This window comes from Sphingopyxis bauzanensis (assembly GCF_002205675.1).
In the GTDB taxonomy this organism is placed as follows: Bacteria; Pseudomonadota; Alphaproteobacteria; order Sphingomonadales; family Sphingomonadaceae; genus Sphingopyxis; species Sphingopyxis bauzanensis.
The window spans coordinates 148,173-173,114 of sequence record NZ_NISK01000003.1; the positions used below are offsets into that span (position 1 = coordinate 148,173).

The following is a 24,942-nucleotide window of genomic DNA, read 5'->3' on the forward strand; positions in this document are numbered from 1 at the left end:
GAGGCCTTGCGGCTTCCGACGGACAGGCTTTCCTCCCCAGGAAAGCAGTGGAGGCGCGGGGGCTGGGTCGCTAGCCCCCGCACCAAGCAGGGTGGCGCGAGCGGGTGCAACGGGCCGCTCGCGCCGAACTCGTATCAGGCGGCGAACTGGTTCATCGTGTTGTCCTTGCCCGCGGCCTTGAGGGCCGCTTCGCCGGCGAAATATTCCTTGTGGTCGTCGCCGATGTCGCTGCCCGACATATTCTGGTGCTTGACGCAGGCGATACCCTGACGGATTTCGGCGCGCTGGACGCCCTTGACGTACCCCAGCATCGCTTCGTCGCCGAAATATTCCTTGGCGAGATTGTCGGTCGACAGCGCCGCGGTGTGATAGGTCGGCAGGGTGATGAGGTGGTGGAAGATGCCCGCGCGCTTCGCCGAATCGCGCTGGAAGGTGCGGATGCGGTTGTCGGCTTCGTCGCCGAGCGGGGTGCCGTCATAATCGACGCTCATCAGCTTGGCGCGGTCATAGGCGCTGACATCCTGACCGTCCTTTTCCCAGGCATCATAGACCTGCTGGCGGAAATTCAGTGTCCAGTTGAAGCTGGGCGAATTATTGTACGCGAGCTTCGCATTGGGGACGACTTCGCGGATGCGGTCGACCATGCCGGCGATCTGTTCGATGTGCGGCTTTTCGGTTTCGATCCACAGCAGGTCGGCGCCGTTCTGAAGCGAAGCGATGCAATCCATGACGCAGCGGTCCTCGCCGGTACCGGCCTTGAACTGATAGAGGTTCGAGGGCAGGCGCTTCGGACGCATCAGCTTGCCGTCGCGGTTGATCAGCACGTCGCCGAGGTTGCCCGCGCCGTCGACCTCTTCGCAATCGAGGAAGCTGTTATACTGGTCGGCCAGATCGCCGGGCTCTTTCGAGAAAGCGATCTGCTTGGTCAGGCCCGCACCAAGGCTATCGGTGCGGGTGACGATGATGCCATCCTCGACGCCGAGTTCCATGAAGGCGTAGCGGCAGGCGCGGATTTTCGCGATGAAATCCTCGTGCGGCACGGTGACCTTGCCGTCCTGATGGCCGCACTGCTTTTCGTCCGAGACCTGATTTTCGATCTGGAGCGCGCAGGCGCCAGCTTCGATCATCTTCTTCGCGAGGAGGTATGTCGCCTCGGCATTGCCGAAACCCGCATCGATATCGGCGATGATCGGCACGACGTGCGTTTCATGATTGTCGATGCTCGCTTGGATCTGCTTCGCCTTTAGCTCATCACCCTCGGCGCGCGCGGCGTCGAGTTCGCGGAACAGCCCGCCGAGTTCGCGGGCGTCGGCCTGACGCAGGAAGGTGTAGATTTCCTCGATCAGCGCCGGGACGCTGGTCTTTTCGTGCATCGACTGGTCGGGCAGCGGACCGAATTCGCTGCGGAGCGCGGCGATCATCCAGCCCGACAGATAGATGTAGCGGCCCTTGGTGGTGCCGAAATGCTTCTTGATCGAGATCATCTTCTGCTGCGCGATGAAGCCGTGCCAGCAGCCGAGCGACTGGGTGTAGTTCGCGGGGTCGGCGTCATAGGCGGCCATGTCGGCGCGCATGATGCGCGCGGTGTAGCGGGCGACGTCGAGGCCGGTGCGGAATTTGTTCTGGGCGCGCATGCGGGCGATGCTTTCGCCGCTGATACCGTCCCATGTGCCGTCGTAGTCGCGGATGAGGCGGCCTGCCTGTGCCATGTCTTCCTGATAACCCATCGTCTTATCCTTGTGAGGAGGTGATGGGTGGATGTTGGCGAAGGTGCCGCACAAAGTGAAAAGCTTTGTCAATAATATTTGTGAAATATGCCGTATCGGTGTAAATTGGCGTGTAAAGTAGTAAAGAAAGTTACAGTCGATGGCGGAGCGACGGGTGTTTGCCGGGCCGGCGGTGCGCAAGGTGCGGCGCGAGGCGGGGATGACGCAGGCGGCGATGGCCGAGGCGCTGGATATTTCGCCAAGCTACCTCAATCTGATCGAGCATGGCCAGCGGCCGCTGTCGGCGACGGTGATCGTCAAGCTGGCCGAGCGCTTCGGCTTCGATGCTGCGACTTTAGGGGTCGATGTCGTGCCGGGCGGGGGAGCGGGGTTGCGGCGGCGGTTGTCCGATGCGCGTTTTGCCGATTTGGGGATCGGTGCGCAGGAGATCGAGGAGTGGCTCCAGGCCGCGCCGACGACTGCCGCGGCCTTTGCCCGGCTGTTCGATGCGGCGCCCGAAGGTGCGGCAACTTTACAGGAGGAAGCCCCCGAAGTTGCCGCGGTGCGCCGCGCGATCGAGAAATGGCGCAACCATTTTGCCGATCTGGATGCCAAGGCCGAGGAATTGGCCGACGAATTGCGACTGGCAGGCGGCGACCTGTACGGCACGATTTCCGAGCGTTTGCGCACGCGCCACCAGCTCGGCATCCGGATATTGCCAAGCGATGTGATGCCCGATCGCCTCCGTTTGCTCGACTGGCACGCGCGGCAATTGATGCTCAGCGAATTGCTGCGCCCCGCGTCGCGCACCTTTCAGGCCGCGGCCACGCTGGCGCAGATCGAGGCGAAGGCCGAGATCAACGCGCTGGTCGCGGGCGCCGAATTTGCTGAGAGCGCAGCGGCGCGCCTGTTCGAGCGGCATCTGGTCCATTATTTCGCCGCGGCGCTGATGATGCCGTACAGCCGGTTCCTGCGCGCGTGCGACGCGACGGGGTATGATCTGCTGCTGCTCCAGCGACGTTTCGGCGCGGGCTATGAGCAGGTCGCGCACCGGCTGACGACGCTCCAGCGCGTCGGCGCGCGCGGGCTACCCTTTTTCATGCTGCGCATCGACCGCGCCGGGCAGGGGAGCAAACGCTATGCCGGGGCGAGCCAGTCGCCGCTGGTCGATGGCGACACGCGCTGTCCGTTGTGGGGGGTGCATGAGGCTTTCGCGCGCCCCGGCGAAGTGATCGCCGACCTGGTCGAGCTGGAGGATGGGTCGCGGTGGTTCACGCAATCGCGCAGCGTTGCGGCGCCCGGGGCGACCGGCAGCGGCACGCCTGCGCGCTTTGCGGTGTGCGTCGGGGTTGATGCGAAGGTCGCGGCGCCCTTGATCGCTGCGCGGGGGATCGACCTAATGCGCAGCCCCGCAACCCCGATCGGGCTGGGATGCCGCCGCTGCACGCGCACAGGATGTGTGCAACGGTCAATGCCGCCGCTGGGCCGGCCGTTGCGGTTCAGGGATGGCGAGCGCGGGGTGAGTGCGTTCGATTTTGCGGGCGATTGACGGCGGTGGCGAGCCCTAGTCAGACGCCAGCGCAATCGCCTCTATTTCAATCCGGAAACCAAAGTGGAGCGGCCCCGTGGGCACCACGCTCCGCGCCGGACGCGCCGCGCCGAAAAATTGGCCGTACACTTCGTCGAGCTCGGGCCAGTCGGCCATGTCGCTGAGATAGACGGTCGTCTTGAGCACCCGCGACAGGTCGGCCCCGGCATCGCTGAGGACCGATCGCAAATTGGCGAGCGCCTGCTGCGCCTGGTCTTTGAACGACGCGCTGGCCAGCGACGTGTCGCGGCCCGGTCGCAGTGGCAGTTGGCCCGATGTGAAGATCAGGCCAGCGCCGCGCGTGAACGGCGAATAATGCGGGGCGCGGACATTTGGCGACGTCATTCGATGGCTCCAGACTCGATCGGGCGCGATGCCCGTGGTCGCGGGGAATATCGCACGCGCGGGGCGTGCGATATTCCCAATCGTCCCGGTTCGCTCGATTTCCCGTCAGGCCAGATCGCGCACCTTGGCTTCGCGCGCCCAGTGACGCCGCGTGCCGACCTTGGCAAACCCGTCGAGCGTGACGACGCCGCTGTCCTTTTCCACGCCCGCCTTGTCGAGCAGGATTTGCGTGGCTTCGTCGTGGGCAATCGTCTTGCAATGGCCAAAGGCATCCATGAACCACTGCACCGCGGCGCCCTGTTTCGACAGCGTTTTGGCCTGATCGTCGGTCAGGATCGACGCGATGGCGTCGAACAATACCGAGGGGGAACCGGCGAGCTGACCGTCGGCCTTGAGCGTGCCGCCCTTGACCTTGATGCCGCCGACCTTGGGCGCAACGAGGAAAGCGGTGCCGCCCGCCTTTTCGATTGTGGCTTTCAGCGCGTCGATCGCCGCCTTGTCCGATCCTTCGGCGAACAGGATCGCGACCTTGCGGCCCTCCATCGTGTCGTCGGCGTTCTTCTGGATCGACAGCGCGTCGGAGGGTTTGAGATCGACGGGCGCGCGCGCCGCCTTTTCCTTGGCGGGCAGATCGATCGCGAGGCCGTCGGCGACGCGCTTGGCGAGGTTGTCGTCGATGTTGCGCAGCTGGCCGACGACGCGGACACGGACGTGATCGAGCGTCACTTTCGACAGTTCGAACACGAGCGCCGAGGCAATATGCGCCTGCTCGTTCTCGGTCTGCGACAGGTAGAACATCCGTGCCTGGCTGAAATGATCGGCGAAGAGTTCGGCTCGGACGCGGAGTTTCTGGGTCGGGTCGTTGCGTTCGTCATTGGTCGTGAAGGCGTTGAAACCCGTCGCGGGGCTGGGACGCGGCCCGCCGTTTTCGCCCGCTTCGGCCAAGCTGTTGGGCTCGTAATTGGCGCGCCCGGTCGGGACCAGCGTCTGCATCATCCCATCGCGCTGAAAATTGTGGAACGGGCATTTCGGCGCGTTGATCGGAATCTGGTGGAAGTTTGTCGTTCCCAGCCGCGACTTTTGCGTGTCGAGGTAGGAGAAGAGGCGGCCCTGGAGCAGCGGATCGTTGCTGAAGTCGATACCGGGGATGATGTTCGACGGCAAGAAGGCGACCTGTTCGGTTTCGGCGAAGAAATTGTCGACGTTGCGGTTGAGCGTCATGCGGCCGACGATCTCGACCGGCACGTCTTCTTCGGGGATCAGCTTGGTGGCGTCGAGCACATCATAGGGCTGCTTGGCGGCGAACGCCTCGTCGAAGACCTGAACGCCCAGATCCCACGCCGGGAAGTCGCCCGCGTCGATCGCCTCGAACAGGTCGCGGCGGTGGAAATCGGGATCGGCCCCCGCGATCTTGACCGCCTCGTCCCACGTCGTCGACTGGATGCCGAGCACCGGCTTCCAGTGGAATTTGACGAATTTGCCGTCGCCCTTTTCATTGACGAAGCGGAAGGTGTGGACGCCGAAACCCTCGATCATGCGCAGGCTGCGCGGGATCGTGCGGTCGGACATCGCCCACATGATCATGTGCATCGCCTCTGGCATCAAGCCGATGAAGTCCCAGAAGGTGTCGTGCGCGCTGGCGGCCTGCGGATAGCCGCGGTCGGCCTCCATCTTGACGCTGTGGACGAGGTCGGGAAATTTCATCGCGTCCTGGATGAAGAACACCGGAATATTGTTGCCAACCAGATCCCAGTTGCCGCTGTCGGTATAGAGCTTGACCGCAAAGCCGCGGACGTCGCGCGGGGTATCGACCGACCCGGCGCCGCCAGCGACGGTCGAGAAGCGGACGAACACCGGACAGCTTGCGCCTTCGGTTTGAAAGATCGACGCCTTGGTCAGCCCCGGGATCGCCTTGGTGCATTCGAACACGCCGTGCGCGCCCGAACCGCGTGCGTGGACGATGCGCTCAGGGATCCGCTCATGGTCGAAATGGAAGATTTTTTCGCGGAGGACGAAGTCCTCGAGCAGGGTCGGGCCGCGTTCGCCGGCGCGCAGCGAATTCTGGTTGTCAGCAATGCGGTGGCCGAAATTGTCGGTGAGATAGGCGGCGGGGTGAGCGCCGTAGGCGACGGTTTGATGAAGCTCGCCGCCGTTGCCTTGTTCGGTCGAGAAGGCGGGCTGTTCGGCGCCGGGCTGGTGATCGTGCAGCTGGTTGTCGGTGGCGGGCGAGGGGGCGGGTTTTTTGGGCATCGGTCTTTCCTTCCGCCGCGGAAGGCGACACCCCATCAACCCGCCGTACCGGACGGGAGTTGCATGTGCGGCAGGCAAAGTTTGTGCTGCTTGCGATGGTTGGTGAAGCTTCCCCTAAAGTATCATCCATTCTGGACGTTAATCGAAAATCGGGAGCTATCGCGGCCACCCGAACAGGATCGGACCCTTGTTGCTTCACCTCAACCCCGAGCAAGTCGAGATCGGCATGTTCGTCGATGCGTTCGACGGGCGGTGGATCGACCATCCGTTCTGGCGCAGCCGGTTTTTAATCGAGACCGCCGACCAGTTGGCGCGGATCCGCGCATCGGGGGTCAGCGCAGTGATCGTCGATCGCAGTCGCAGCCGGATGGCAGCCGGCGCCGCCACCGACGTCCTTCCCGACGATCGCCGCCAATCGGCGCGCGGGCTGGCGCCGCCTTATCGTGGTGTCGAACGGCGCCGCGCGAACATCTTTGCGCCGCCGCCGTCCGAGCGTCCGGTGCGGCCCGCGAGTTACGCCCAGGAGCGCCGCCGCGCCGAGCGCCTCATCGCGAAATCGAAGCAGGCGGTGATCGACCTGTTCGGCGCCGCCAGAATGGGCCGCGCGGTCGAAGCGCGGCGGATGGCATCGCTGGCCGAGGCTGTCGGCAAATCGATCACCCGCCAGTCACGCGCGATGATCGACCTGGTGCGGCTGAAGCAGAAGGACGAATATATCTATCTCCATTCGGTCGCCGTCTGCGCGCTGATGATCAATTTTGCTCGCCATCTGAAGCTGGACGAAGCCGAAGTGCAGGCGCTGGGGGTTGCGGGGTTGCTGCACGACGTCGGCAAGGTCGCGATCGCCGACGATGTGTTGTTCAAGCCCGGCAAGCTGTCGACGTGCGAACGCAGCGCGGTCGAGGTTCACCCGGAGGCAGGCCACGCGTTCCTGCTGAAATCGCAGGATATTCCGGCGGCGGCGTTCGAAGTGTGCCTGCGCCACCATGAAAAGATGGACGGTACCGGCTACCCCGGCGGGCTGGGGGGCGACGAGCTGTCGCTCTATGCGCGGATGGGCGCGATTTGTGACGTCTATGACGCGGTGACGTCCGACCGGCCGTATAAGGCGGCGTGGTCGCCGTGCGAGGCGCTGACCGCGATGCAAGGCTGGGCGGGTCATGTCGACCCGCCGCTGCTCGACCAGTTCGCGGACAGCTTGGGCATTTTTCCGGTCGGCACGCTGGTGATGCTGTCGAGCGGGATGCTAGGCATCGTCACGGGCAGCGCGGGCGAAAACGGCGAGGCGATAGCGGTGCGGGTGTTTTTCGACGGCGACCTGTTGACCGAAGTCCCGCCGTTTGACTGCGAAATCGGGCCGACGACGCGTGAGCCGCGGATCCTGGGCCGCGCGAGCCACAAATTCTGGCGCTTCGATGATTGGTCGGCCACGGTTGCGCGGGTGCTGGCGGCAGACCCGGTGGCCGTGACCGGCTAAAACGGAGCGCTACTCGCGCGCTTTGGCGGCGGCGCGGACATCCTGCGAGCGATCCAGCGGCATGACGAGGATGTCGTCGCCGTCGACGATCACCGCGACATGGTCCATGCCGACCAGCGACACGCGCTTGCCGCCAGCGCGGACGAGGTTGTGATGGCTGTCGTGGAGGAAAGCGTCGCCGGTGACCGCGTTGCCCGCGGCGTCCTTGGGCGCGAGGGCGTGGACCGCTTGCCAGCTGCCGAGGTCGGACCAGCCCATCGATGCGGGGACGACGGCGACGCGGTCGTCCTTTTCCATCACCGCATAGTCGATGGAGTCCGACGGCGCCTGCGCGAAATGGACGGCGTCGGCATAGAGCGCGTCGCCGTCGATCCTGCCTGCGGCGACGGCGCGGTCGGCGGCTTCGAAAATGGCGCGGCAGTGGGTGAGCATCGCGTCGCGCATCCGCCCGGCGCGGAACAGGAAGATGCCGGCGTTCCAGCTGTAGCCGCCCGCCGCGAGCATTGCCTGTGCATCCGCGAGGGGCGGCTTTTCGATGAAGCGGTCGACCGCGAAGCCCCCATGACCGTCGGCGTCGCCTAGCGCCGCGCCGCTGGCGATATAGCCGAAGCCGGTTTCGGGGGCATCGGGATTGATGCCGAAGGTAACGATCCAGTCCTGCTGCGCCAGCCGTGCGCCTTTGGCGATCGCGGCGTGGAAGGCGGCGACATCGGCGATCACATGGTCGCTCGGCATCACCAGCAGCAGCGTGTCGGCGTCGGCGCGCGCGACGGCGAGGGCGATGGCGGCGGCGGTGTTGCGGGGCATCGGTTCAACGAGCAGAGATGCCTTGTGCGCCCCCAATTGGTCGCGGACCGCGGCGACATGCGCGTCGCCGCACAGGATGACCGGGGGAACGAAACCGGCGTCGGCTGGCGTGCGCGCAAGCGTTTGCTGAAACAGGCTTTGCGCGCCGGTCAGCGGCAGGAACTGCTTCGCGCGGTCGCCGCGCGATTCGGGCCACAGGCGCGTTCCGGCGCCGCCGCACAGGATGACGGGTTGAATGATGTTGGTCATCGAATCGGTCTATCGCCTTGGATGCAGCAGGTCATCCCCGATTGCGCGCATCGTGAGTGTAAAATTAACCGACAGTTGACGCCTCGGTTGTAGTATTGCGCGACGCGAAAGGGTTGCCCGTTTTACCATGTTCCGGCTGTTCAAACATTATGTCCCGCACGCCGTCGTCTGGCTGGCACTGATCGAATTTCTGGCGCTGCTCGGCTCGGCCGAGGCGGCGTGGCATTTCTATGCCAATTATGCGGGGTTCGATGCCGGGCTGCTCGCCGACCGCTGGCTGCCGCTTACGACCTTTGCGGTGTCCAACTCGCTCGCGATGATGGCGACCGGGATGTACGGCAACGAAGGGCTGCGCTCGATGCGGTTCGCCACCGCGCGGCTGCTCGCGGCGATTTCGCTCGGGGTGATTTTCCTGTCGGTGCTAGGGTTCCTGTTACCGACCGCGACTTTGTGGCGTGCGAACAGTCTGTATGCGATGGCATTGGCGATTGCGGCGTTGTTCGTGATCCGGCTGGCGCTGACGCAGTCGGCGGGTGCCGAGGCGTTTCGGCGCCGGATATTGGTGCTGGGCGCCGGCGCGCGCGCGGCGCGGCTGGCGGCGCTGGCGGACGAACCGGGCAGCGGGCTGGAGATTGTCGGCTTTGTCGCGATGAGCGGCGCCGAGAAAAAGGTTGCCAGCGCGGTGCCGCGCGAGGCGATTCCCAATCTGTCCGAGCATGTCGTGACGCTGCGTGCGGGCGAGGTGGTGCTGGCGCTCGAAGAACGGCGCAACGCGCTGCCGCTGAACGACCTGCTGCGGGTCAAGACGACGGGGGTGCATGTCAACGATATCGCGAGCTTTATCGAGCGCGAGACGGGGCGCGTCGACCTGGCGACGACGAACCCGAGCGGGCTGATTTTTTCGGACGGTTTTTCGGCGGGGCAGCGTATTTCAAAGGTCGGTAAGCGGTTGTTCGACATCGTCGCCAGCTTGATCGTACTGGTCATCGGGCTGCCGCTGATCCTCGTCGCAGGGATTGCCGTGGTGCTCGACAGTCGCGGTCCGGTTTTTTATCGCCAGCCGCGCGTTGGTCTGTTCGGCGAGCCGTATGACATCTACAAAATCCGCTCGATGCGGACCGACGCAGAGGCCGCGGGCAAAGCGGTGTGGGCGAGCGAGAATGATCCGCGCATCACTCGCGTCGGGCGGATTATCCGTAATCTCAGGATCGACGAACTGCCGCAGCTGTGGTGCGTGCTGAAGGGCGAGATGAGCTTTGTCGGACCGCGCCCCGAAAGGCCCAGCTTCGTCGAAGAACTTGAGCAAAAAATGCCCTATTATGCAGAGCGGCATATGGTGAAGCCAGGGCTGACCGGTTGGGCGCAGATCAATTACCCCTATGGCGCGTCGGTCGAGGATGCGCGGGTGAAGCTGGAATATGACCTGTATTATGCGAAAAATTACTCGCCCTTCCTCGACCTGTTGATCTTGTTGCAGACGGTCCGCGTCGTGCTGTGGCCCGACGGCGCGCGCTGACCATGCTGACCGGACTTTCCGAAACCTTTGCGGTGCTGGCGCTGGTCGGCTTTTCAGTCGTCGCGTTGTGGTTGCTCGCGCGGCCCACAGCGCGGATGGCAGTCCTGATGCCCGCCCCGCGACTGTTGACGCTGGCGGCTGCCGCAACTGCGCTGTGGTGCGCGTCGCTGGCGCTGTTCGGGTCGGGCTCGTCGCAAGCTTCTGTTGTGCAAACGCTGCGCGACCTCGCGATGCTGGGGTGGCTGAACGCGACCTTCTGGACAGCAGCGGCGCCGATGACGCGGCCGCTGCGCCTGATCCTGCGGATGTTGATGACGATTACTGCGCTGGCACTGGTGCTGGGCGCCGTCGCGCACTGGTACGCCGGAGCGGAAGCGGAGCCGTGGATGGCGCCGACGCTCATCCTTGCGGCGATGATCGTTGCTGTCGGCGGACTGCTGATCGTCGATAGCGGGGTCCGCCACGCCAGCGCCGGATTGCGGATGCCGGTGATGGCGGTCGCAGGCGGATTCGCGATGCTGTGGGCGTATGAGCTCAATGTGCAGCTGATCGGTGCGCTGACCGGCAAGCGGGCATCGACGCTGATCGAGCTGCTGCCCGCGGTCGTGTTGCTCACCCTGCCGACTTATGTCGTCGCAGCGATGGATATCGGGCGCGAGCGGATGCGGTTGTCGCGGACGGCGGCGATGCGGACGGTGATTTTGCTCGGCGGCGCCGCTTATCTGATCCTGATCGGTCTGACCGGCGCCATCGCGCGGCTCGTCGGGGGCGATTATGCCGTTTTTGCCCAGGGCGCGTCGCTGGTCGTCGCGCTGGGCGCCGGCGGGCTGCTGATCGTATCGGCGCGGCTGCGTGCGTGGCTGTCGGTGATGATCTCGAAGCATTTTTTCGAGCATCGCTATGATTATCGCACCGAATGGATGCGATTCACCGCCACGCTGGGGCAGGGCGATGGGGACGAGGATGATCGCAACCTGTATCGCCGCGTTGCCAAGGCGCTGGCCGAACTGACCGGCAGCCCCGGCGCGCTGCTGATGCTGCCCGGCGCCGCGGGCGGTTTCCGCGTCGCGGAGCAATGGCGTTGGCCAGTCGATGTCGATGGAGATCAGGCGCTGTCGCTGCGGTCGGCTTTCATGCTGCAGGAGACGCGGCATATCGTCGATCTGGATGCGCAGCGATGCGGCCAGGTGGGGGAAGGGCAAAGCAATGACGATTTTGCGCTGCCCGACTGGCTGCTCGCCGATCCTCGTGCGTGGGTGGTCGTGCCGATCCTGCATTTCCAGCGCATGATCGCCGTCGTCGTGCTGCACCGCCCACCGGTGTCGCGCGCGCTCGACTGGGAAGATCTCGATGTGCTGCGCATCGCGGGGCAGCAGGCGGCAAGCTATCTGGCCGAATCGCAAAGCCAGGAAGCCTTGTCCGAAGCGCGGCGGTTTGACGAATTCAATCGCCGCTTTGCCTTCATCATTCACGACATCAAAAATCTGGCGAGCCAGATCGGCCTGCTCGCGCGCAATGCCGAACGCCATGCCGACAAGCCCGAGTTTCGCGCCGACATGGTCGAAACGCTGAAGATTTCGGCGGGGCGACTGAGTGACTTGCTGGTCCGGCTGGCTCCGCGCGCGCGCGGCGTCGCGGCGGGGGCGGAGAAGGTTTTGATCGAGCCGATATTGAACGACGTTGCTACAGAGGCGCGGCCGCGCCGCGCGCTCTTCGTCGGCTGTCAGGCAGGACTGGCGGCGTGGGCCGACGCGGCATCGGTGCGGCAGGTCGTCCAGCATCTGGTCGCCAATGCGATCGATGCGTCGGCGCCCGATGCGCCGGTTCAAGTGGTGGCGGTGTCCGAACATGGCCGCGCGCGCATCGACGTGATCGATCAAGGCAGCGGCATGACGCGCGCGTTCATTCGCGACGAATTGTTCAAACCCTTTGTGTCGACCAAGGACGGTGGTTTTGGCTTGGGCGCCTTCGAAGCGCTCAACATCGCACAGGCGATCGGCGGTGCGATCGATGTCGACAGCGAACCCGGCAAAGGCAGCAGCTTTACCCTGTGGCTGCCGCTCGCCGACGCACAAACCGACGCCGACACCCCTATGATGAAAGTAGCATCGCAATGAGCGAAAGCGGCGCCAAGATCCGCAAATTGCTGGTAGTCGAGGATGACCCGGGGCTGCAGACGCAGCTCAAATGGGCGTATGAGGATTATCAGGTGCTGATCGCCGGCGACCATGACGCCGCGATTGAATTGCTGCGCGCCGAGGAACCTGACGTGGTGACGCTCGACCTAGGGCTGCCACCCGATCCCGACGGGACGCGCGAAGGGTTCCGCACGCTGTCGGCGATCCTGGAGGCAAAGCCCGATACCAAGGTGATCGTCGTGTCGGGGCATGGCGAACGCGCCAGCGCGCTGGCGGCGATCGCCAGCGGGGCGTGGGACTTTTACCAGAAGCCGATCGACATCGACGAACTGGGGCTGATCGTGCGGCGGGCGTTCCACGTCCGCGAACTCGAGGTCGAAAATGCCCGGCTGGCGCAGCAAGGGAGCAGCGACAATCGCGTCCTGGGCGGGATGATCACCGGCGCGCCCGAAATGCAAAAGGTAGCGCGGACGATTGAGCGCGTCGCCAATCTGGACGTCAGCGTCATGCTGCTCGGCGCCAGCGGCACCGGCAAGGAGTTGCTGGCGCGCGGGTTGCACGAGGCGAGCGGACGGCGCGACGGTGCGTTTGTCGCGATCAACTGCGCCGCGATCCCTGAAAATCTGCTCGAAAGCGAATTGTTCGGGCATGAAAAGGGCGCGTTTACCGGTGCAGTCAAAATGACCGAAGGCAAGATCGAGCTGGCGCATGGTGGCACGCTTTTCCTCGACGAAGTCGGCGACATTCCGCTGCCGCTGCAAGTCAAATTGCTGCGCTTTTTGCAGGAGCGGACGATCGAACGAATCGGCGGGCGCAAGCCGATCGCGGTCGACACTCGCATCGTGTGCGCGACGCACCGCGACCTCGACGCAATGATCGCCGAACAGAGCTTTCGCGACGACCTCTATTACCGGCTGGCGGAGATGGTGGTGAAGATCCCGTCGCTCGCCGAACGGCCCGGCGACGCGGTGCTGCTGGCGCGCCATTTCCTGCATCAATATGCGCCCGCAATGAACCCGGCAGTGCGCGGCTTTGCGCCCGACGCCTTGCAGGCTATCGACGACGGGCGCTGGCCCGGCAATGTCCGCGAGCTGGAAAACCGGATCAAGCGCGCGGTGATCATGGCCGACGGCAAGCTGGTGATGAAAGACGACCTTGATCTGGCCAAGGGTGGCGGCGGCGATGACGGTGAGGAGGCATGGCTCAATCTGCGCAGCGCGCGCGAGGCCGCCGACCGCGTTGCGATCCGCCGCGCGATGACGCAGAGCGAGGGCAATATCTCGGCCGCCGCCAAGCTGCTCGGAATCAGCCGTCCGACGCTTTATGATCTGCTCAAGCAATATCGGATGCAGCCCTGAATGGGTTTTGGCCGGGTCTGGATTGGCGCGCTGCTGCTGGCGGTGCCGCTAGCGGGGTGTGGCGATGCTGGCTCCGATGCGCCGCGGGCGGCGTTCGAGGAACGCCGCGCGGAATTGCAGGAGGCGATTGCCGATAATCCGCAGGCGATGGCCGAGCGGGTCGAACTGGCGCGCGTTGCGATTAAGCTGGGCGATGGGGTTGGTGCCGAAGCTGCGGTGAACGGCGCGATTAGCGCGGGCGGTAATGTTGCAGCGCTGCGGCCGCTGCTCGCACGCGCGTTTGCGATGCAGGGCGAGGGGCAGCGCGCGCTGGAAACCATCGATGGGGGTGAGATCATCCCAGAAATGATCGGCGAGGCGGCATGGGTCGCGGGTGACGTCCATCTGTCGAACGGCGATTTGGGTGCCGCGCGCGATGCCTATGACCGGGCGGTGCGCGAGCTGCCGCGCAATTCGGCGCTGTGGGTCGACGTCGCGCGCTTTCGCGATGCCAACGCCGACACTGCGGGCGCGCGCGATGCGGTCGATTATGCGATCGAGCTGGACAAGGCGAACAGCGCGGCGCTGGCGTACAAGGCCAATCTGATCCGCATCGAGGAAGGGTTGAAGGCGTCGCTGCCCTGGTATGACCGGGCGCTTGCGGCCGATCCCGACAATGCGAGTGCGTTGATCGATCAGGCGGCGACGCTGGGCGATCTGGGGCGTTATCGCGATATGCTGGTCGCGCTGCGCCATGCGGCGACGGTGATGCCGGGCGAGCCGCGGATCTATTATCTGCAAGCGATGCTCGCGGCGCGCGCCGACAATTACCGGCTGGCGCGCAGCCTGCTTCAGCGCACGCGCGGCGCGATCGACGGCGAGCCGGGCTTCATGCTGCTGAGCGCGGTGGTCGAACTGGAGCTGGGCGGCGAGGCGGTGGCGGCGACCTGGGCCGACCGGCTGCTCGTTGAACAGCCCTATAATTTCACTGCGCGGCGCATATTGGCGGCGGCCAACTGGGCCGATGGCGACGCCGATGGCGCTATCGAGGCTTTGCTGCCCATCGTCGACCGCCCCGACGCCGATAGCTGGTCGTTGTTGCTCGCGGCGCGGGCGGCGAGCGAATTGGACCGGCGCGGCGAGGCTGCCGACTATCTAGCGCGCGCGGCGATATTAACGCGCGGTGAGGCAGCGCCGTTTGCGGCGAATGATGATTATGGCGTGCTCACTCAGGCGGCCGATGCCGAGCCGCTGAACCCGGGGGTGGCGATTCCGGCGATTGCCGGCGACATATCGCGCGGCAACAGCGACCGCGCCGTCGCGCGCGCGGCGCGGCTGCGCGACGCCAATCGCCGGGTGGCCGACGCGCATATCCTGCTGGGTGATGCGGCGCTGGCGGGCGGGCGTTTCGATCTGGCGGTGCAGGCGTATCGCGCCGCGCGCGACCTGGATGCCAGTGAGCGTTCGACGCTGCGGCTGGCCAATGCGCTGTTCCGCGCGGGAGATGCGGCGGGGTCGGGCGCCGCGATTCTGGCGCTGCGCGACAGCCAGCCGTCAAGCATCGCCGCCGACCGGCTCGCCGGGCACCTGGCGATGGACCTGGCGCATTGGGACGAGGCGATTGGGCATTTCGAGCGCGTGCGCGCGCGCATCGGCGACCGCGACGTGGTGATCCTTCGCGATCTGGCCCAGGCGTGGGCCGCGAAGGGCGACGATGTCCGCGCGTTGGCGTTGATCGACCGGGCGTATCGATTGCAGCCGCTGAACGCGGGGATCATGCGGATGTATGCTAACCTGCTGGCGAAGCGCGGCAATCGGCAGGCGGCGGCGGATTTGCGCGACAAGGCGGCGCAGATTGGGCGTTAGGACCGATGGTGGGTGAGGACCAACTGCGGACGATAGTCGTCAAGCCGAACTTATAACCCCGTTCGTGTCGAGCGAAGTCGAGACACACTTGGGAAGCACCAGCCTTCGCGTGTCTCGACTTCGCTCGACACGAACGGAAATAGAGGACGGATTCGAAACCACCCCTATGCGGAGAAAAGGTTCAGGCCTCGGTCAAATCCAGCAAGGTCCGCGCATCGAGCCCGATGCGGCGCATCTGGTCGGCGACGGGGGGCCAGACGTTGGTCAGGAAATCTTCGCGCATCAGGGTGCGCAGCCGTTCGGTGGCGCCTTCAGCGACGAACATGCCGACGCCGCGTTTTACGGTGACTAGTCCTTCGTCTTGAAAGGTCTGATACGCCTTAGCGACGGTCAACGGATTGGCGCCTTCCTCGGCCGCGAGCGAGCGCACCGACGGGAGCATGTCGCCGTCGCGAAAACTGCCGTCGAGAATGGCGTTGGCGATGACATCGCGCAGACGCTGATATACGGGTTTGGATTGATCGAGCATGCCGCCTTAATGCCATAAGACAGCAGCACAGTCAAATGCCGGTTATTACAACGTTGGTTCCCGGCGCGTAACTAAATTTCCCAAGCTTGAACAACGTCGTCATATTCAGGGCGTGGACGCTCGTCGAGCTCACGTGCGGGGGAGCCGAGGAAGAAATAGCCGACGATCGTATCGCCGTCCTGCGCGCCAAACGCCGCGGCGACGTCGGGGCTATAAGCGGCCCAGCCGGTCAGCCAGCTGCCGACGAAGCCATGGGCATGCGCGGCGTGGAGCAGGTTCATGCCGACCGCGCCCGCCGACATCTGTTGCTCCCACACCGGGATCTTGCTGCCTGCAACGGGAGTCGAGACGAGGACGAGCAAGGTCGGTGCCTGATGCGCGAACTGGTCGAGCGCCGACAGGTCGAGCCCGGCGGCGCCGGGGTTTTCCCGCACCCACGCGCTTTTGAGCAGCGCCGCGAGCGCGTCGCGCTGATCGGCGGCGACGGTGACGATGCGCCAGGGGGCGAGCTTGCCATGGTCGGGAGTGCGCAGCGCCAGCGCGATGATCTCGCGCAATGCGGCGACATCGGGGCCGGGGGCGATCATATCGCGCGGCTTGCCCGAGCGGCGAGTGGCGAGGTGGGTGCGGAGCGAAGTGGTGTCGTTGAACATCCCGTTCATGTGGTCTTTTCCTTTGCATCACGCAAGTGTTGCGAATCGTTCGCAACATAAATTGGCCCAACTCAACCAGTTTCACACGCAATTAGATTCTTCCCTTACGCAATTTTCGCGTTAGGTTGCCGCACAACCGGGCCGCACCGACGGCACCCAAACCAACAATATCCAGGGAAAAGTCGCACATGACCAAAGCCTATGCCCAGCCGGGAGATGCCGCAGGAACCTTCCTCGGTCATCCCAAGGGCCTGTTCGTCCTGTTTTTTGCCGAAATGTGGGAGCGGTTTTCCTATTACGGAATGCGCGCCCTCCTGATCTTTTACCTGACCAAGCATTGGTTGTTTTCGGACGGCGAATCGGGCGTCATTTATGGTGCCTATACCGCGCTCGTTTACATCACCCCGGTGCTCGGCGGCTATCTGGCGGACAAATGGCTGGGGCAGCGAAAGGCGGTGCTGTACGGCGCGGTGCTGCTGACATTCGGTCACTTCATCATGGGATTTGAGGGCAATGGCGGACAAGATCCGGCCAGTCTGAATATCTTCTGGCTGGCGCTGGCCTTCATCATCGTCGGGTCGGGCTTCCTGAAAGCCAATATCTCGGTGATCGTCGGCCAGCTGTATCCGCGCACCGACGTGCGCCGCGATGGTGCCTACACGATCTTCTATATGGGGATTAACCTCGGCGCCTTCCTCGGCGCGCTACTCTGCGGATATCTGGGCGAAACCTATGGCTGGGCCTATGGCTTCGGCGCTGCGGGGGTCGGCATGTTGCTCGGCCTGATTGTCTTCATTCTGGGCAAGCCGCTGCTGCTCGGCCGCGGCGAAGCGCCCGATCCCGTCAAGCTGGCATCGCCGGTGATGGGGATCAAGCTGGAATGGCTGATCTATCTCGTCGGCCTCGTCGCTGTCGGCCTGTGCTGGTGGATGGTGCAGAATCAGGGCGTGGTCGGCACGTTGCTGGGCGTCGCCGGTGCTGCGCTGGTCGCATATGTGATCTTTACCGCCGTCGTGAAGCTGCCGCGCGAAGATCGCGACCGCATCTTTGCCGCGATGTTCCTGATCCTGGGTTCGATCCTGTTCTGGGCCTTGTTCGAACAGGCGGGTTCGTCGCTGAACCTGTTCACCGATCGTTACGTCGATCGCGCGGGTGTACCGGCATCGGTGTTCCAGTCGCTCAACGCCGGTTACATCGTGCTGCTCGCGCCGCTGTTCGCCGCGCTGTGGACCTGGCTGGGCCGCCGCAACATGGAGCCTTCGGCGCCTGCGAAGTTCGGCCTTGCCATGCTCCAGCTCGGCCTTGGCTTCCTCGTCCTTAAATGGGGCGCCGAAGCGGTTGGTATCGGGGCGGCAACGCCGGTACTGTTCATCTTCCTGATCTATTTGCTCCACACGACCGGCGAGCTTTGCCTGTCGCCGGTGGGCCTCAGCGCGATGAACCGGCTGGCCCCGGCGCATATGGCGTCGCTGATCATGGGTACCTGGTTCTTCGCATCGGCCACCGGCAATTTCGCCGCGGGTCTGATCGCGTCGGCGACGGGGTCTGAAAAGGCGAGCGGTGAGGGCGCGGGCAAGCAGCTGGTGCTCGACGTCTATCAAACCATCGGCTTGTGGGCGATCGGATTTGGCGTGCTGGTCATTCTGGTGTCGCCGCTGATCAAAAAGCTGATGCACCTCGACACGCTGCGCGATGCCGATGAATTGGCCGGCCAAGGCGAGATCGGCGAACCGCAGGCGGCGGGCATCCATCCCGAACCCAAGGGAGCGTAATCCATGATCCGCGGTGTGAAGGGCAGCCTGCTGGCTGCGGTGTCGCTGGCGCTTGTCGGCTGCGCGGCGAGCGGCGGCGAGGCGAAATCGGCGAGCGACAAGCCCGCTGCCGCCGAAAAGCCGGTCAAGTTCAACAAGGATCCCTATCCGTCGACCTACCGCCCCTATGGCGGGCGGCCAACGGCGGTGCGCGGCGTGACGATCTTTGACGGCGAAGGCGGGCGGATCGACAATGGCGTCGTGCTGTTTGCGGGCGGCAAGGTCGAGGCGGTCGGCAGCGCCGACACCGCGATCCCCGCCGATTATGACGTGATCGACGGGACCGGCAAGTTCGTCACCCCGGGGGTGATCGATATTCACAGCCATCTCGGTGATTATCCCTCGCCGAGCGTCGAGGCGCATTCGGACGGCAACGAAGCGACGTCGCCGACGACCCCTGAAGTCTGGTCCGAACATAGCGTCTGGCCGCAGGATCCGGGGTTCAGCCGCGCGCTTGTCAATGGCGGCGTGACGGCGTTGCAGGTGTTGCCGGGCAGCGCGAACTTGATGGGCGGGCGCTCGATCACGCTGAAGAATGTGCCGTCGCGCACGGTGCAGGGAATGAAGTTCCCCGGCGCACCTTATGGCCTGAAAATGGCGTGCGGCGAGAATCCGAAGCGTGTCTATGGCGGCAAGGGACGGATGCCGTCGACCCGCATGGGCAATTTCGCGGTCAACCGCGCCACATGGCAAAAGGCGGCAGCGTACAAGAAGAAGATGGACGACGGGAAAGCCGTCGACCGCGATCTGGGAATGGAAACGCTCGCCGGGGTGCTGGCGGGCGAAATCCTGCTCCACAACCACTGCTACCGCGCCGACGAAATGGCGCTGGTGATCGATATGTCGAAGGAGTTCGGCTACAAGGTATCGACCTTTCACCACGCGGTCGAAAGCTACAAGATCGCCGACATCCTTGCCAAAGAGGGCATTTGTTCGGCGATGTGGGCCGACTGGTGGGGCTTCAAGATGGAAGCCTATGACAGCGTGAACGAGAATATCCCGCTGGTGTACAAGGCCGGTGCCTGCACGATCGTCCATTCAGACGATGCCAACCAGATCCAGCGCCTGAATCAGGAAGCGGCGAAAGCGCGCGCTGCGGGGCGCCGCATGGGGATCGACGTCAGCGACGAAGTGGCGTGGACTTGGCTGTCGTACAACCCGGCGAAGGCGCTGGGGATCGGCGACAAGACGGGCAGTCTGAAGCCGGGCAAGATGGCCGACGTGGTGCTGTGGAACGGCAATCCGTTCAGCGCCTATACGCGGCCCGAGAAGGTGTGGGTCGATGGCGCGTTGATGTTCGATGCGATGGATCCCAAGCGCCGTCCGGTGAGCGATTTCGAGCTGGGCCAGCCCGGCGAGGGAGATGTGAAATGAGCAAGCTCGCAAGCATCATTTCCTTGGTGTCTCGCGCCCCTGCGAAGGCAGGGGCCCATCTCCGGTCATTGCGGCATTCGGTAGACGGTGGTGAGAAGGCGAGAGCTCGGGTGATGGGCCCCTGCCTTCGCAGGGGCACAGTGCTAAACGGGTTGGGGAGTGCGCTCGTGGCAGCCTTAGCGCTTGCCGCGCCTGCGGCCGCACAAGACATCGCGATCACCAACGCCAAGCTCGTCATCGGCGACGGCAGCGCGCCGATCGAGGGCGGTACGGTCGTCGTGCGCGGCGGCAAGGTTGTTTCCGCGGGCGCCGGTGTGGCCGTGCCCGCCGGGGTCGAGCGCGTCGATGCCGGGGGCCGCTGGGTCACGCCGGGAATCGTCGCGGCGTTCAGCCGCGTCGGGCTGGTCGAGGTCGATGCCGTCACCGGCACCAACGATCGCAACGCGCCGCGGACGCGGTTCTCGGCGGGGCTCGATATCGCGCCCGCGCTCAACCCGATGGGGTCACCCGTTGCGGTCAACCGCGCCTCGGGCGTCACCCGCGCCATTGTCGCGCCCGGAGGGAGCAGCAATTTGTTCGCCGGGCAGGGCGCGGTCGTCGACCTGGCCGATGATATGGACATGGTAACCAAGCCGCGCGCGCTGCAATTTGTCGCGTTCGGCGAGGCTGGGTCGGCGAAGGCGGGGGGCAGCCGCGCCGCGACCTTCCTGCTGTTCCGCGAACAATTGCTCGCGGCGCGCAGCTATGCGCGCAATCCGGCGACGTTTGCCGAATGGGGCAATGACGCGATGATCCAGCGCGCCGACGCCGATGCGCTGGTGCAGGTCATCAACGGCACGACGCCGCTGTTCGTCCGCGTCGATCGCGCCGCCGACATCGTCAATGTGCTGAAGCTGCTGCAGGAGTTTCCGGCGCTGAAGCTGGTGCTGGTTGGCGTCACCGAAGGCTGGCTGGTGTCGCGCGAACTGGCGGCGGCGAAGGTGCCGGTGCTGGTGTCGCCGCTGACCGACCTGCCATCGAGTTTCGAACAACTAGGGGCGACGCAATCGAACGCCGGACGGCTGAAAGCTGCCGGGGTCGATGTGTCGGTCGGGGTGTTCGACGACGATGACGCGCACAAGATGGGCTATGCGACGCAATATGCCGGCAATCTGGTCGGGCTGGCGCGCCTGCCCGGTGCGAGCGGCATGACGTGGGATCAGGCGTTCGCGTCGATCAGCAGTGCTCCGGCGCGGGCGGTCGGTATGGAGGCCAGTATCGGGTCGTTGCGTCCCGGCCGCGTCGGCGACGTCGTGATGTGGGACAATGACCCGCTCGAACTCGGCAGCCGCCCGACCGCGATCTGGATCGACGGCAAGGCACAGTCGCTGACGACGCGGCAGGACCGCCTGCGCGATCGTTATGCGACGCCGAGCGAAGGCGCGTTGCCGAAGGCTTATGATCGTTAGGTTGGACGCCAATCTGTTTGCTCGTCATCCCGGCGAAGGCCGGGATCTCACCGTCGTCTGATAACGCAGCGGCGAGATCCCGGCCTTCGCCGGGATGACACAGCATGGTATGGGCGTCCCTTGATATAGGGGGGCTTTTCCATGCAACCGATGTCGCTTTTGATCACGACCTGCGTGCTGTTTGTCGGCTCGCATCTGGCGCTGTCGCATCCGTTGCGGCCCGGACTCGCCAGTCGGCTGGGCGAGCGCGGGTTCCAGATCGTCTATTCGATCATCGCGATCGCGACTTTCATCATGCTAGTGCAGGCGTGGCGCGGGATGCCGCCTGAACCGCCAATATGGGCGGTCGGCGACATATTGTGGATCCTTGCGTCGATCATCGTGCTGTTCGCGAGCGTGCTGTTCATGGGGTCGCTGATCGGCAATCCCGCGCTGGCGGCGCCCGGCGCCGCGGCGGCAGCGCAAGGCGCGCCGCGCGGGGTGTTTGCGATCACGCGCCATCCGATGATGTGGGGCTTTGCGCTGTGGGCGGTCGCGCATGTCATGGTCGTGCCGACGCCCGCGCAGATCATCCTGTCGGGGACGATTGTCTTTCTGGCGTTGTTCGGCTCGGCGGGGCAAGACAGTAAAAAGGCGCGGTTGATGGGCGATGCGTGGCGGCATTGGGCGGCGCGGACGAGCTTTTTTCCCTTCGCGCGGCAGATCGGCGGCGCGACCCCGTGGGGCGACACGATCCCGCGTCCGCACGCGCTGTTCGGCGGCATTGTACTGTGGCTGGTCGCGACATGGGGGCATGGCGCGCTGGGCTATATGGTCGCGGGCATCTGGCGCTGGGTCGGGTGAACGGGGTGAGCCCCGACACGGCACTGGCCGATCTCTCGCTCAAGCTGCTGGGCAAGGACATCGCCGATGCCGATGCCGAAGAACGACGCGTGTTGCGGTCGATCGTCGAACGCAGCCTGATCAGCCGCGACGCAATGGATGTCGCCGACGAACAGGCGACCTTTGGCGAACGGCTGTCCGACCGGGTGGCGCGGGTCGGCGGCTCATGGGGCTTCATCATCGTCTTTTCGCTGGTGCTGTTCGGCTGGATGATACTCAACAGCGAAATCCTTGGCCGCTGGCACGACGCCTTCGACCCCTTTCCCTATATTTTCCTGAACCTGATGCTCTCGACCATCGCGGCGATTCAGGCGCCGGTGATCATGATGAGCCAGAACCGACAGGCGGCGAAGGACCGACTGGCGGCCAGCCTTGATTATCAGATCAACCTGCGCGCCGAACTGGAGATCATGCGGCTGCATGAGAAGGTCGACGCGTTGCAGGTGCAGCGACTGGAAGAGCGGATTGAAGCGTTGACGGCGGCGGTCGAGGGGTTGGGGCCGCGAGCGGCCAGCTAATCCTCCTTGTCGCGAAGCGATGGGGAGGGGGACCGTCCGCGAAGCGGATGGTGGAGGGGCTTTGCGACGGTGGCGCCAACGCTTCTCCGTCAGCGCCGCGCGCTGCCACCTCCCCATGGCTTCGCCACAGGGCGGATCCGAGAGCTACAGCCGCACCATCCGCATCCCCATCTCGCCATAGCGTGGCCCACTCGTACCGCCCTTCGGCGCCGCTGAGTCGATCGCGGCGAGGTCGTCGGCGGTCAGCGTCACGTCCGCAGCGCCAACGCTATCCTCCATTGTGATGCGGCGCTTGGTGCCGGGGATCGGGACGATGTCGTCGCCCTGCGCGAGCAGCCACGCCAGCGCGACCTGCGCTTTCGACACCCCGTGCTTGTCCGCGACCGCGCCGATCGCGTCGACGATCGCGAGGTTGGCGGGCAGGTTTTCGTCCGAATAGCGCGGATCGTTCCGCCGCCAGTCATTTTCAGGAAGCTCGTTGCGGCTGCGCACCGCGCCCGCGAGGAAGCCGCGGCCGAGCGGCGAATAGGGAACGAAGCCTATGCCGTTCTCGCGGCAAACGCCCAGAATTTCGTCCTCGATGTCTCGCTCCCAGATCGAATATTCGCTTTGCAGCGCGGTGATCGGTGCGGCCTTGGCGGCTCGGCGCAGCGTTTCGGGGCCGGCCTCCGACAGCGCGATGTGGCGCACCTTGCCTTCGTTCACCAGCTCCATCATCCCGCCGACGACTTCCTCGATCGGGATCGAAGGATCGACGCGGTGTTGATAGAACAGGTCGATGGTGTCGATACCGAGCCGCTGGAGCGAGCCTTCGCAGCTGCGCCGCGCGTTTTCGGGCGAGCCGTCGACGCCGACAATCTGATTGCCGTCGAATTTGAAGCCGAACTTGGTTGCGACGACCAAGCCGTCGCGCTTGCCCTTGATCGCCTGACCGAGCAATTCCTCGTTGCTGAACGGGCCATAGATTTGCGCGGTGTCGAAAAAGGTGACGCCCATGTCGATCGCGCCGTGGATCGTCGCGGTCGATTCGTCGAGATCGGCCGCTTCGCCATAGAGGATATTGCCGCCCTTGATCATCGGCATGCAGCCGATGCCGATCGCGGACACTTCGAGGCCGTGGCCGAGCTTGCGATATTTCATGGCGTCACTCCTGAAGGTTCGGGTTCTTCGACCCCGTCGGCGGCAAATTTGGTTGCCGCGACGTCGCCGACGACATTGCCGAGGGTGCGGAAAATATCGGGGAAGGTTTCGACCGCGACGAGCAGCCCGAGCGGCGCGACGGGGACGCCCATTGACACCGCGATCGGCGCGATCGAGGTCACGAAGCTGATCGATCCGGGTAAGCTGACCGAGCTGAGCGCCGCGGCCATCGCGACCGCGAGCCCGACCGCCATCTCCCACGGGGTCAGCTCGACCCCGAATAACCACGCGACATAGATGACGACCGCCAGGTTCATCGCCGGGCTGGTGAAACGGAACAGCGCGACCGCGAGCGGCAGCACGACGTCGGCCTTTTTGGGATCGACGCCGAGTTCCTCGGACGATTTGAGCATCGCGGGCAGGCTGGCGAGCGAGCTTTGGGTGCTGATCGCAACCGCCATTGTCGGCACCATCGCGCGCACGAAGCGCGGCACCGAAATGCCGACGACGAGCCATGCGAGCAGCAGGCCGAGGATCAGGCAGCTGACGCCGATCCCCATCAGGATCAGCGCATAATGGATCAGGCCGCCGAACGCCGCGAATCCCGCCTTGACCGCGAGCGCATAGCCGAGCGCAAAAACCCCGATCGGGGCGAGCGCGAGCACCCAGCTGATGACGATCAGCATCGCGTCGCCGAGCGCCTTGAAGAACCCCGACAACGTGGTGCGCTGGGGTGAAGGGAGGCGGGTGATCGCAAAGGCAAATATGGTGGTGAAGACGATGAGCGGTAGAATGTCCGTTTCGGCCGCCGTTGCGATGGGATTGGTTGGTATCAGTTTGAGAATGAAGTCGGCAAAGGTCGGGGATGGCACTGCCTCGGCGGTGCCACCGAGACCACTGCGCAAAGCTGTCGCCGCGCTGCTCGACAACGGAAACAGGCGCAGCAACAAAGGCGTCATCAACAGCGACATCAGCCCGGAGAGGAAAATCGCGGCCAAGAAGGTCATGACGGCGCGTGCGGCCAGCTTGCCCGCGCGCGCTGCGTCGGCGGTCGCGGTGATGCCTGTGATCAGCAGCGCGACGACAAGCGGGACGATCGTCATTTTCAGCGCGTTGAGCCACAGCAGCCCGATGGGTTCCACATACAATAGCGACGCAGTGCCGGTACCCGGCGCGGCCAATTCGACGCCAATTCCCAGTAACATCCCGGCAACCAGCGCCGAGAGGACAATCCATGCCGATTTCAAGCGATATTCTCCCGGCGATATTCCTGGCCAGCTTGCCAAGCAAAAGAGGGTGACTTAGAGC

19 protein-coding genes are annotated in these 24,942 nt (G+C 64.7%); 11 read left to right on the top strand and 8 right to left on the bottom strand.

What is annotated here, in order from left to right; all coding sequences use genetic code 11:
• Positions 1-134 precede the first annotated feature (134 nt).
• Positions 135-1,727 (bottom strand): isocitrate lyase, encoded by a 1,593-nt coding sequence (locus CDQ92_RS12030; protein ID WP_088441658.1) that lies wholly within the window; start codon positions 1,725-1,727, stop codon positions 135-137.
• 139 nt (positions 1,728-1,866) lie between these two features.
• Here CDQ92_RS12030 and CDQ92_RS12035 point away from each other — a divergent pair, with 139 nt between their 5' ends.
• Entirely contained in the window at positions 1,867-3,255 is a 1,389-nt protein-coding gene (locus CDQ92_RS12035; protein WP_088441659.1) for a helix-turn-helix domain-containing protein, read from the top strand.
• Positions 3,256-3,270: 15 nt separating this feature from the next.
• Here CDQ92_RS12035 and CDQ92_RS12040 read toward each other — a convergent pair whose 3' ends face one another.
• Both CDQ92_RS12040 and CDQ92_RS12045 read right to left on the bottom strand, forming a co-directional pair.
• Positions 3,271-3,639, bottom strand: a complete 369-nt coding sequence (locus tag CDQ92_RS12040) for a RidA family protein (protein ID WP_088441660.1) — start codon at positions 3,637-3,639, stop codon at positions 3,271-3,273.
• 105 nt (positions 3,640-3,744) lie between these two features.
• On the bottom strand, positions 3,745-5,889 hold the full coding sequence (locus CDQ92_RS12045; protein ID WP_088441661.1) for a catalase: 2,145 nt from the start codon (positions 5,887-5,889) through the stop codon (positions 3,745-3,747).
• Between the two features lie 187 nt (positions 5,890-6,076).
• Here CDQ92_RS12045 and CDQ92_RS12050 point away from each other — a divergent pair, with 187 nt between their 5' ends.
• Positions 6,077-7,366: an HD-GYP domain-containing protein gene (locus CDQ92_RS12050; protein ID WP_088441662.1), complete on the top strand. Its 1,290-nt coding sequence runs from the start codon at positions 6,077-6,079 to the stop codon at positions 7,364-7,366.
• Positions 7,367-7,375: 9 nt separating this feature from the next.
• Here the strand turns inward: CDQ92_RS12050 and CDQ92_RS12055 are convergent, their stop codons facing one another.
• Positions 7,376-8,422, bottom strand: coding sequence for a mannose-1-phosphate guanylyltransferase (locus CDQ92_RS12055; RefSeq protein ID WP_088441663.1), 1,047 nt, complete (start codon positions 8,420-8,422; stop codon positions 7,376-7,378).
• A 127-nt stretch (positions 8,423-8,549) separates the two neighbouring features.
• Between CDQ92_RS12055 and CDQ92_RS12060 the strand changes: the two genes are divergently transcribed.
• Genes CDQ92_RS12060 through CDQ92_RS12075 form a run of 4 tightly spaced genes read left to right on the top strand, consistent with a single transcriptional unit; the run spans position 8,550 to position 15,279 of the window.
• Positions 8,550-9,938, top strand: coding sequence for a TIGR03013 family XrtA/PEP-CTERM system glycosyltransferase (locus CDQ92_RS12060; RefSeq protein ID WP_088441664.1), 1,389 nt, complete (start codon positions 8,550-8,552; stop codon positions 9,936-9,938).
• Positions 9,917-12,055 carry an XrtA/PEP-CTERM system histidine kinase PrsK gene (gene prsK, locus CDQ92_RS12065; RefSeq protein WP_229667066.1) on the top strand — a complete coding sequence of 713 codons (2,139 nt, stop codon included), beginning with the start codon at positions 9,917-9,919 and terminating at the stop codon, positions 12,053-12,055. The genes CDQ92_RS12060 and prsK overlap by 22 nt, the downstream gene beginning before the upstream one ends.
• On the top strand, positions 12,052-13,434 hold the full coding sequence (gene prsR / locus CDQ92_RS12070) for a PEP-CTERM-box response regulator transcription factor (RefSeq protein WP_088441665.1): 1,383 nt from the start codon (positions 12,052-12,054) through the stop codon (positions 13,432-13,434). Before prsK ends, prsR begins: the two co-directional genes overlap by 4 nt.
• Positions 13,435-15,279 (top strand): tetratricopeptide repeat protein, encoded by a 1,845-nt coding sequence (locus CDQ92_RS12075; RefSeq protein ID WP_088441666.1) that lies wholly within the window; start codon positions 13,435-13,437, stop codon positions 15,277-15,279.
• A gap of 181 nt (positions 15,280-15,460) precedes the next feature.
• Here the strand turns inward: CDQ92_RS12075 and CDQ92_RS12080 are convergent, their stop codons facing one another.
• Together CDQ92_RS12080 and CDQ92_RS12085 are read right to left on the bottom strand one after the other, a co-directional pair.
• Positions 15,461-15,808: a GntR family transcriptional regulator gene (locus tag CDQ92_RS12080; RefSeq protein WP_088441667.1), complete on the bottom strand. Its 348-nt coding sequence runs from the start codon at positions 15,806-15,808 to the stop codon at positions 15,461-15,463.
• Between the two features lie 71 nt (positions 15,809-15,879).
• Positions 15,880-16,461, bottom strand: a complete 582-nt coding sequence (locus tag CDQ92_RS12085; protein WP_088442226.1) for a nitroreductase family protein — start codon at positions 16,459-16,461, stop codon at positions 15,880-15,882.
• Positions 16,462-16,649: 188 nt separating this feature from the next.
• On the opposite strand from CDQ92_RS12085, the gene CDQ92_RS12090 reads away from it, so the two are divergent.
• From CDQ92_RS12090 to CDQ92_RS12110, 5 genes are all read left to right on the top strand, one after another.
• A complete protein-coding gene (locus CDQ92_RS12090) occupies positions 16,650-18,233 on the top strand; it encodes a peptide MFS transporter (protein ID WP_088441668.1) in 1,584 nt (527 codons plus the stop codon).
• Between the two features lie 3 nt (positions 18,234-18,236).
• Positions 18,237-19,646 carry an amidohydrolase gene (locus tag CDQ92_RS12095; RefSeq protein WP_088441669.1) on the top strand — a complete coding sequence of 470 codons (1,410 nt, stop codon included), beginning with the start codon at positions 18,237-18,239 and terminating at the stop codon, positions 19,644-19,646.
• A 113-nt stretch (positions 19,647-19,759) separates the two neighbouring features.
• Positions 19,760-21,094, top strand: coding sequence for an amidohydrolase family protein (locus CDQ92_RS12100; RefSeq protein WP_088442227.1), 1,335 nt, complete (start codon positions 19,760-19,762; stop codon positions 21,092-21,094).
• 150 nt (positions 21,095-21,244) lie between these two features.
• Positions 21,245-21,937: an NnrU family protein gene (locus CDQ92_RS12105; protein WP_308423584.1), complete on the top strand. Its 693-nt coding sequence runs from the start codon at positions 21,245-21,247 to the stop codon at positions 21,935-21,937.
• Between the two features lie 5 nt (positions 21,938-21,942).
• On the top strand, positions 21,943-22,494 hold the full coding sequence (locus CDQ92_RS12110; RefSeq protein ID WP_229667068.1) for a DUF1003 domain-containing protein: 552 nt from the start codon (positions 21,943-21,945) through the stop codon (positions 22,492-22,494).
• 144 nt (positions 22,495-22,638) lie between these two features.
• Here CDQ92_RS12110 and CDQ92_RS12115 read toward each other — a convergent pair whose 3' ends face one another.
• Positions 22,639-23,634, bottom strand: a complete 996-nt coding sequence (locus tag CDQ92_RS12115; protein WP_088441672.1) for an aldo/keto reductase — start codon at positions 23,632-23,634, stop codon at positions 22,639-22,641.
• A complete protein-coding gene (locus tag CDQ92_RS12120) occupies positions 23,631-24,881 on the bottom strand; it encodes a dicarboxylate/amino acid:cation symporter (protein ID WP_088441673.1) in 1,251 nt (416 codons plus the stop codon). Before CDQ92_RS12120 ends, CDQ92_RS12115 begins: the two co-directional genes overlap by 4 nt.
• Positions 24,882-24,942 lie beyond the last annotated feature (61 nt).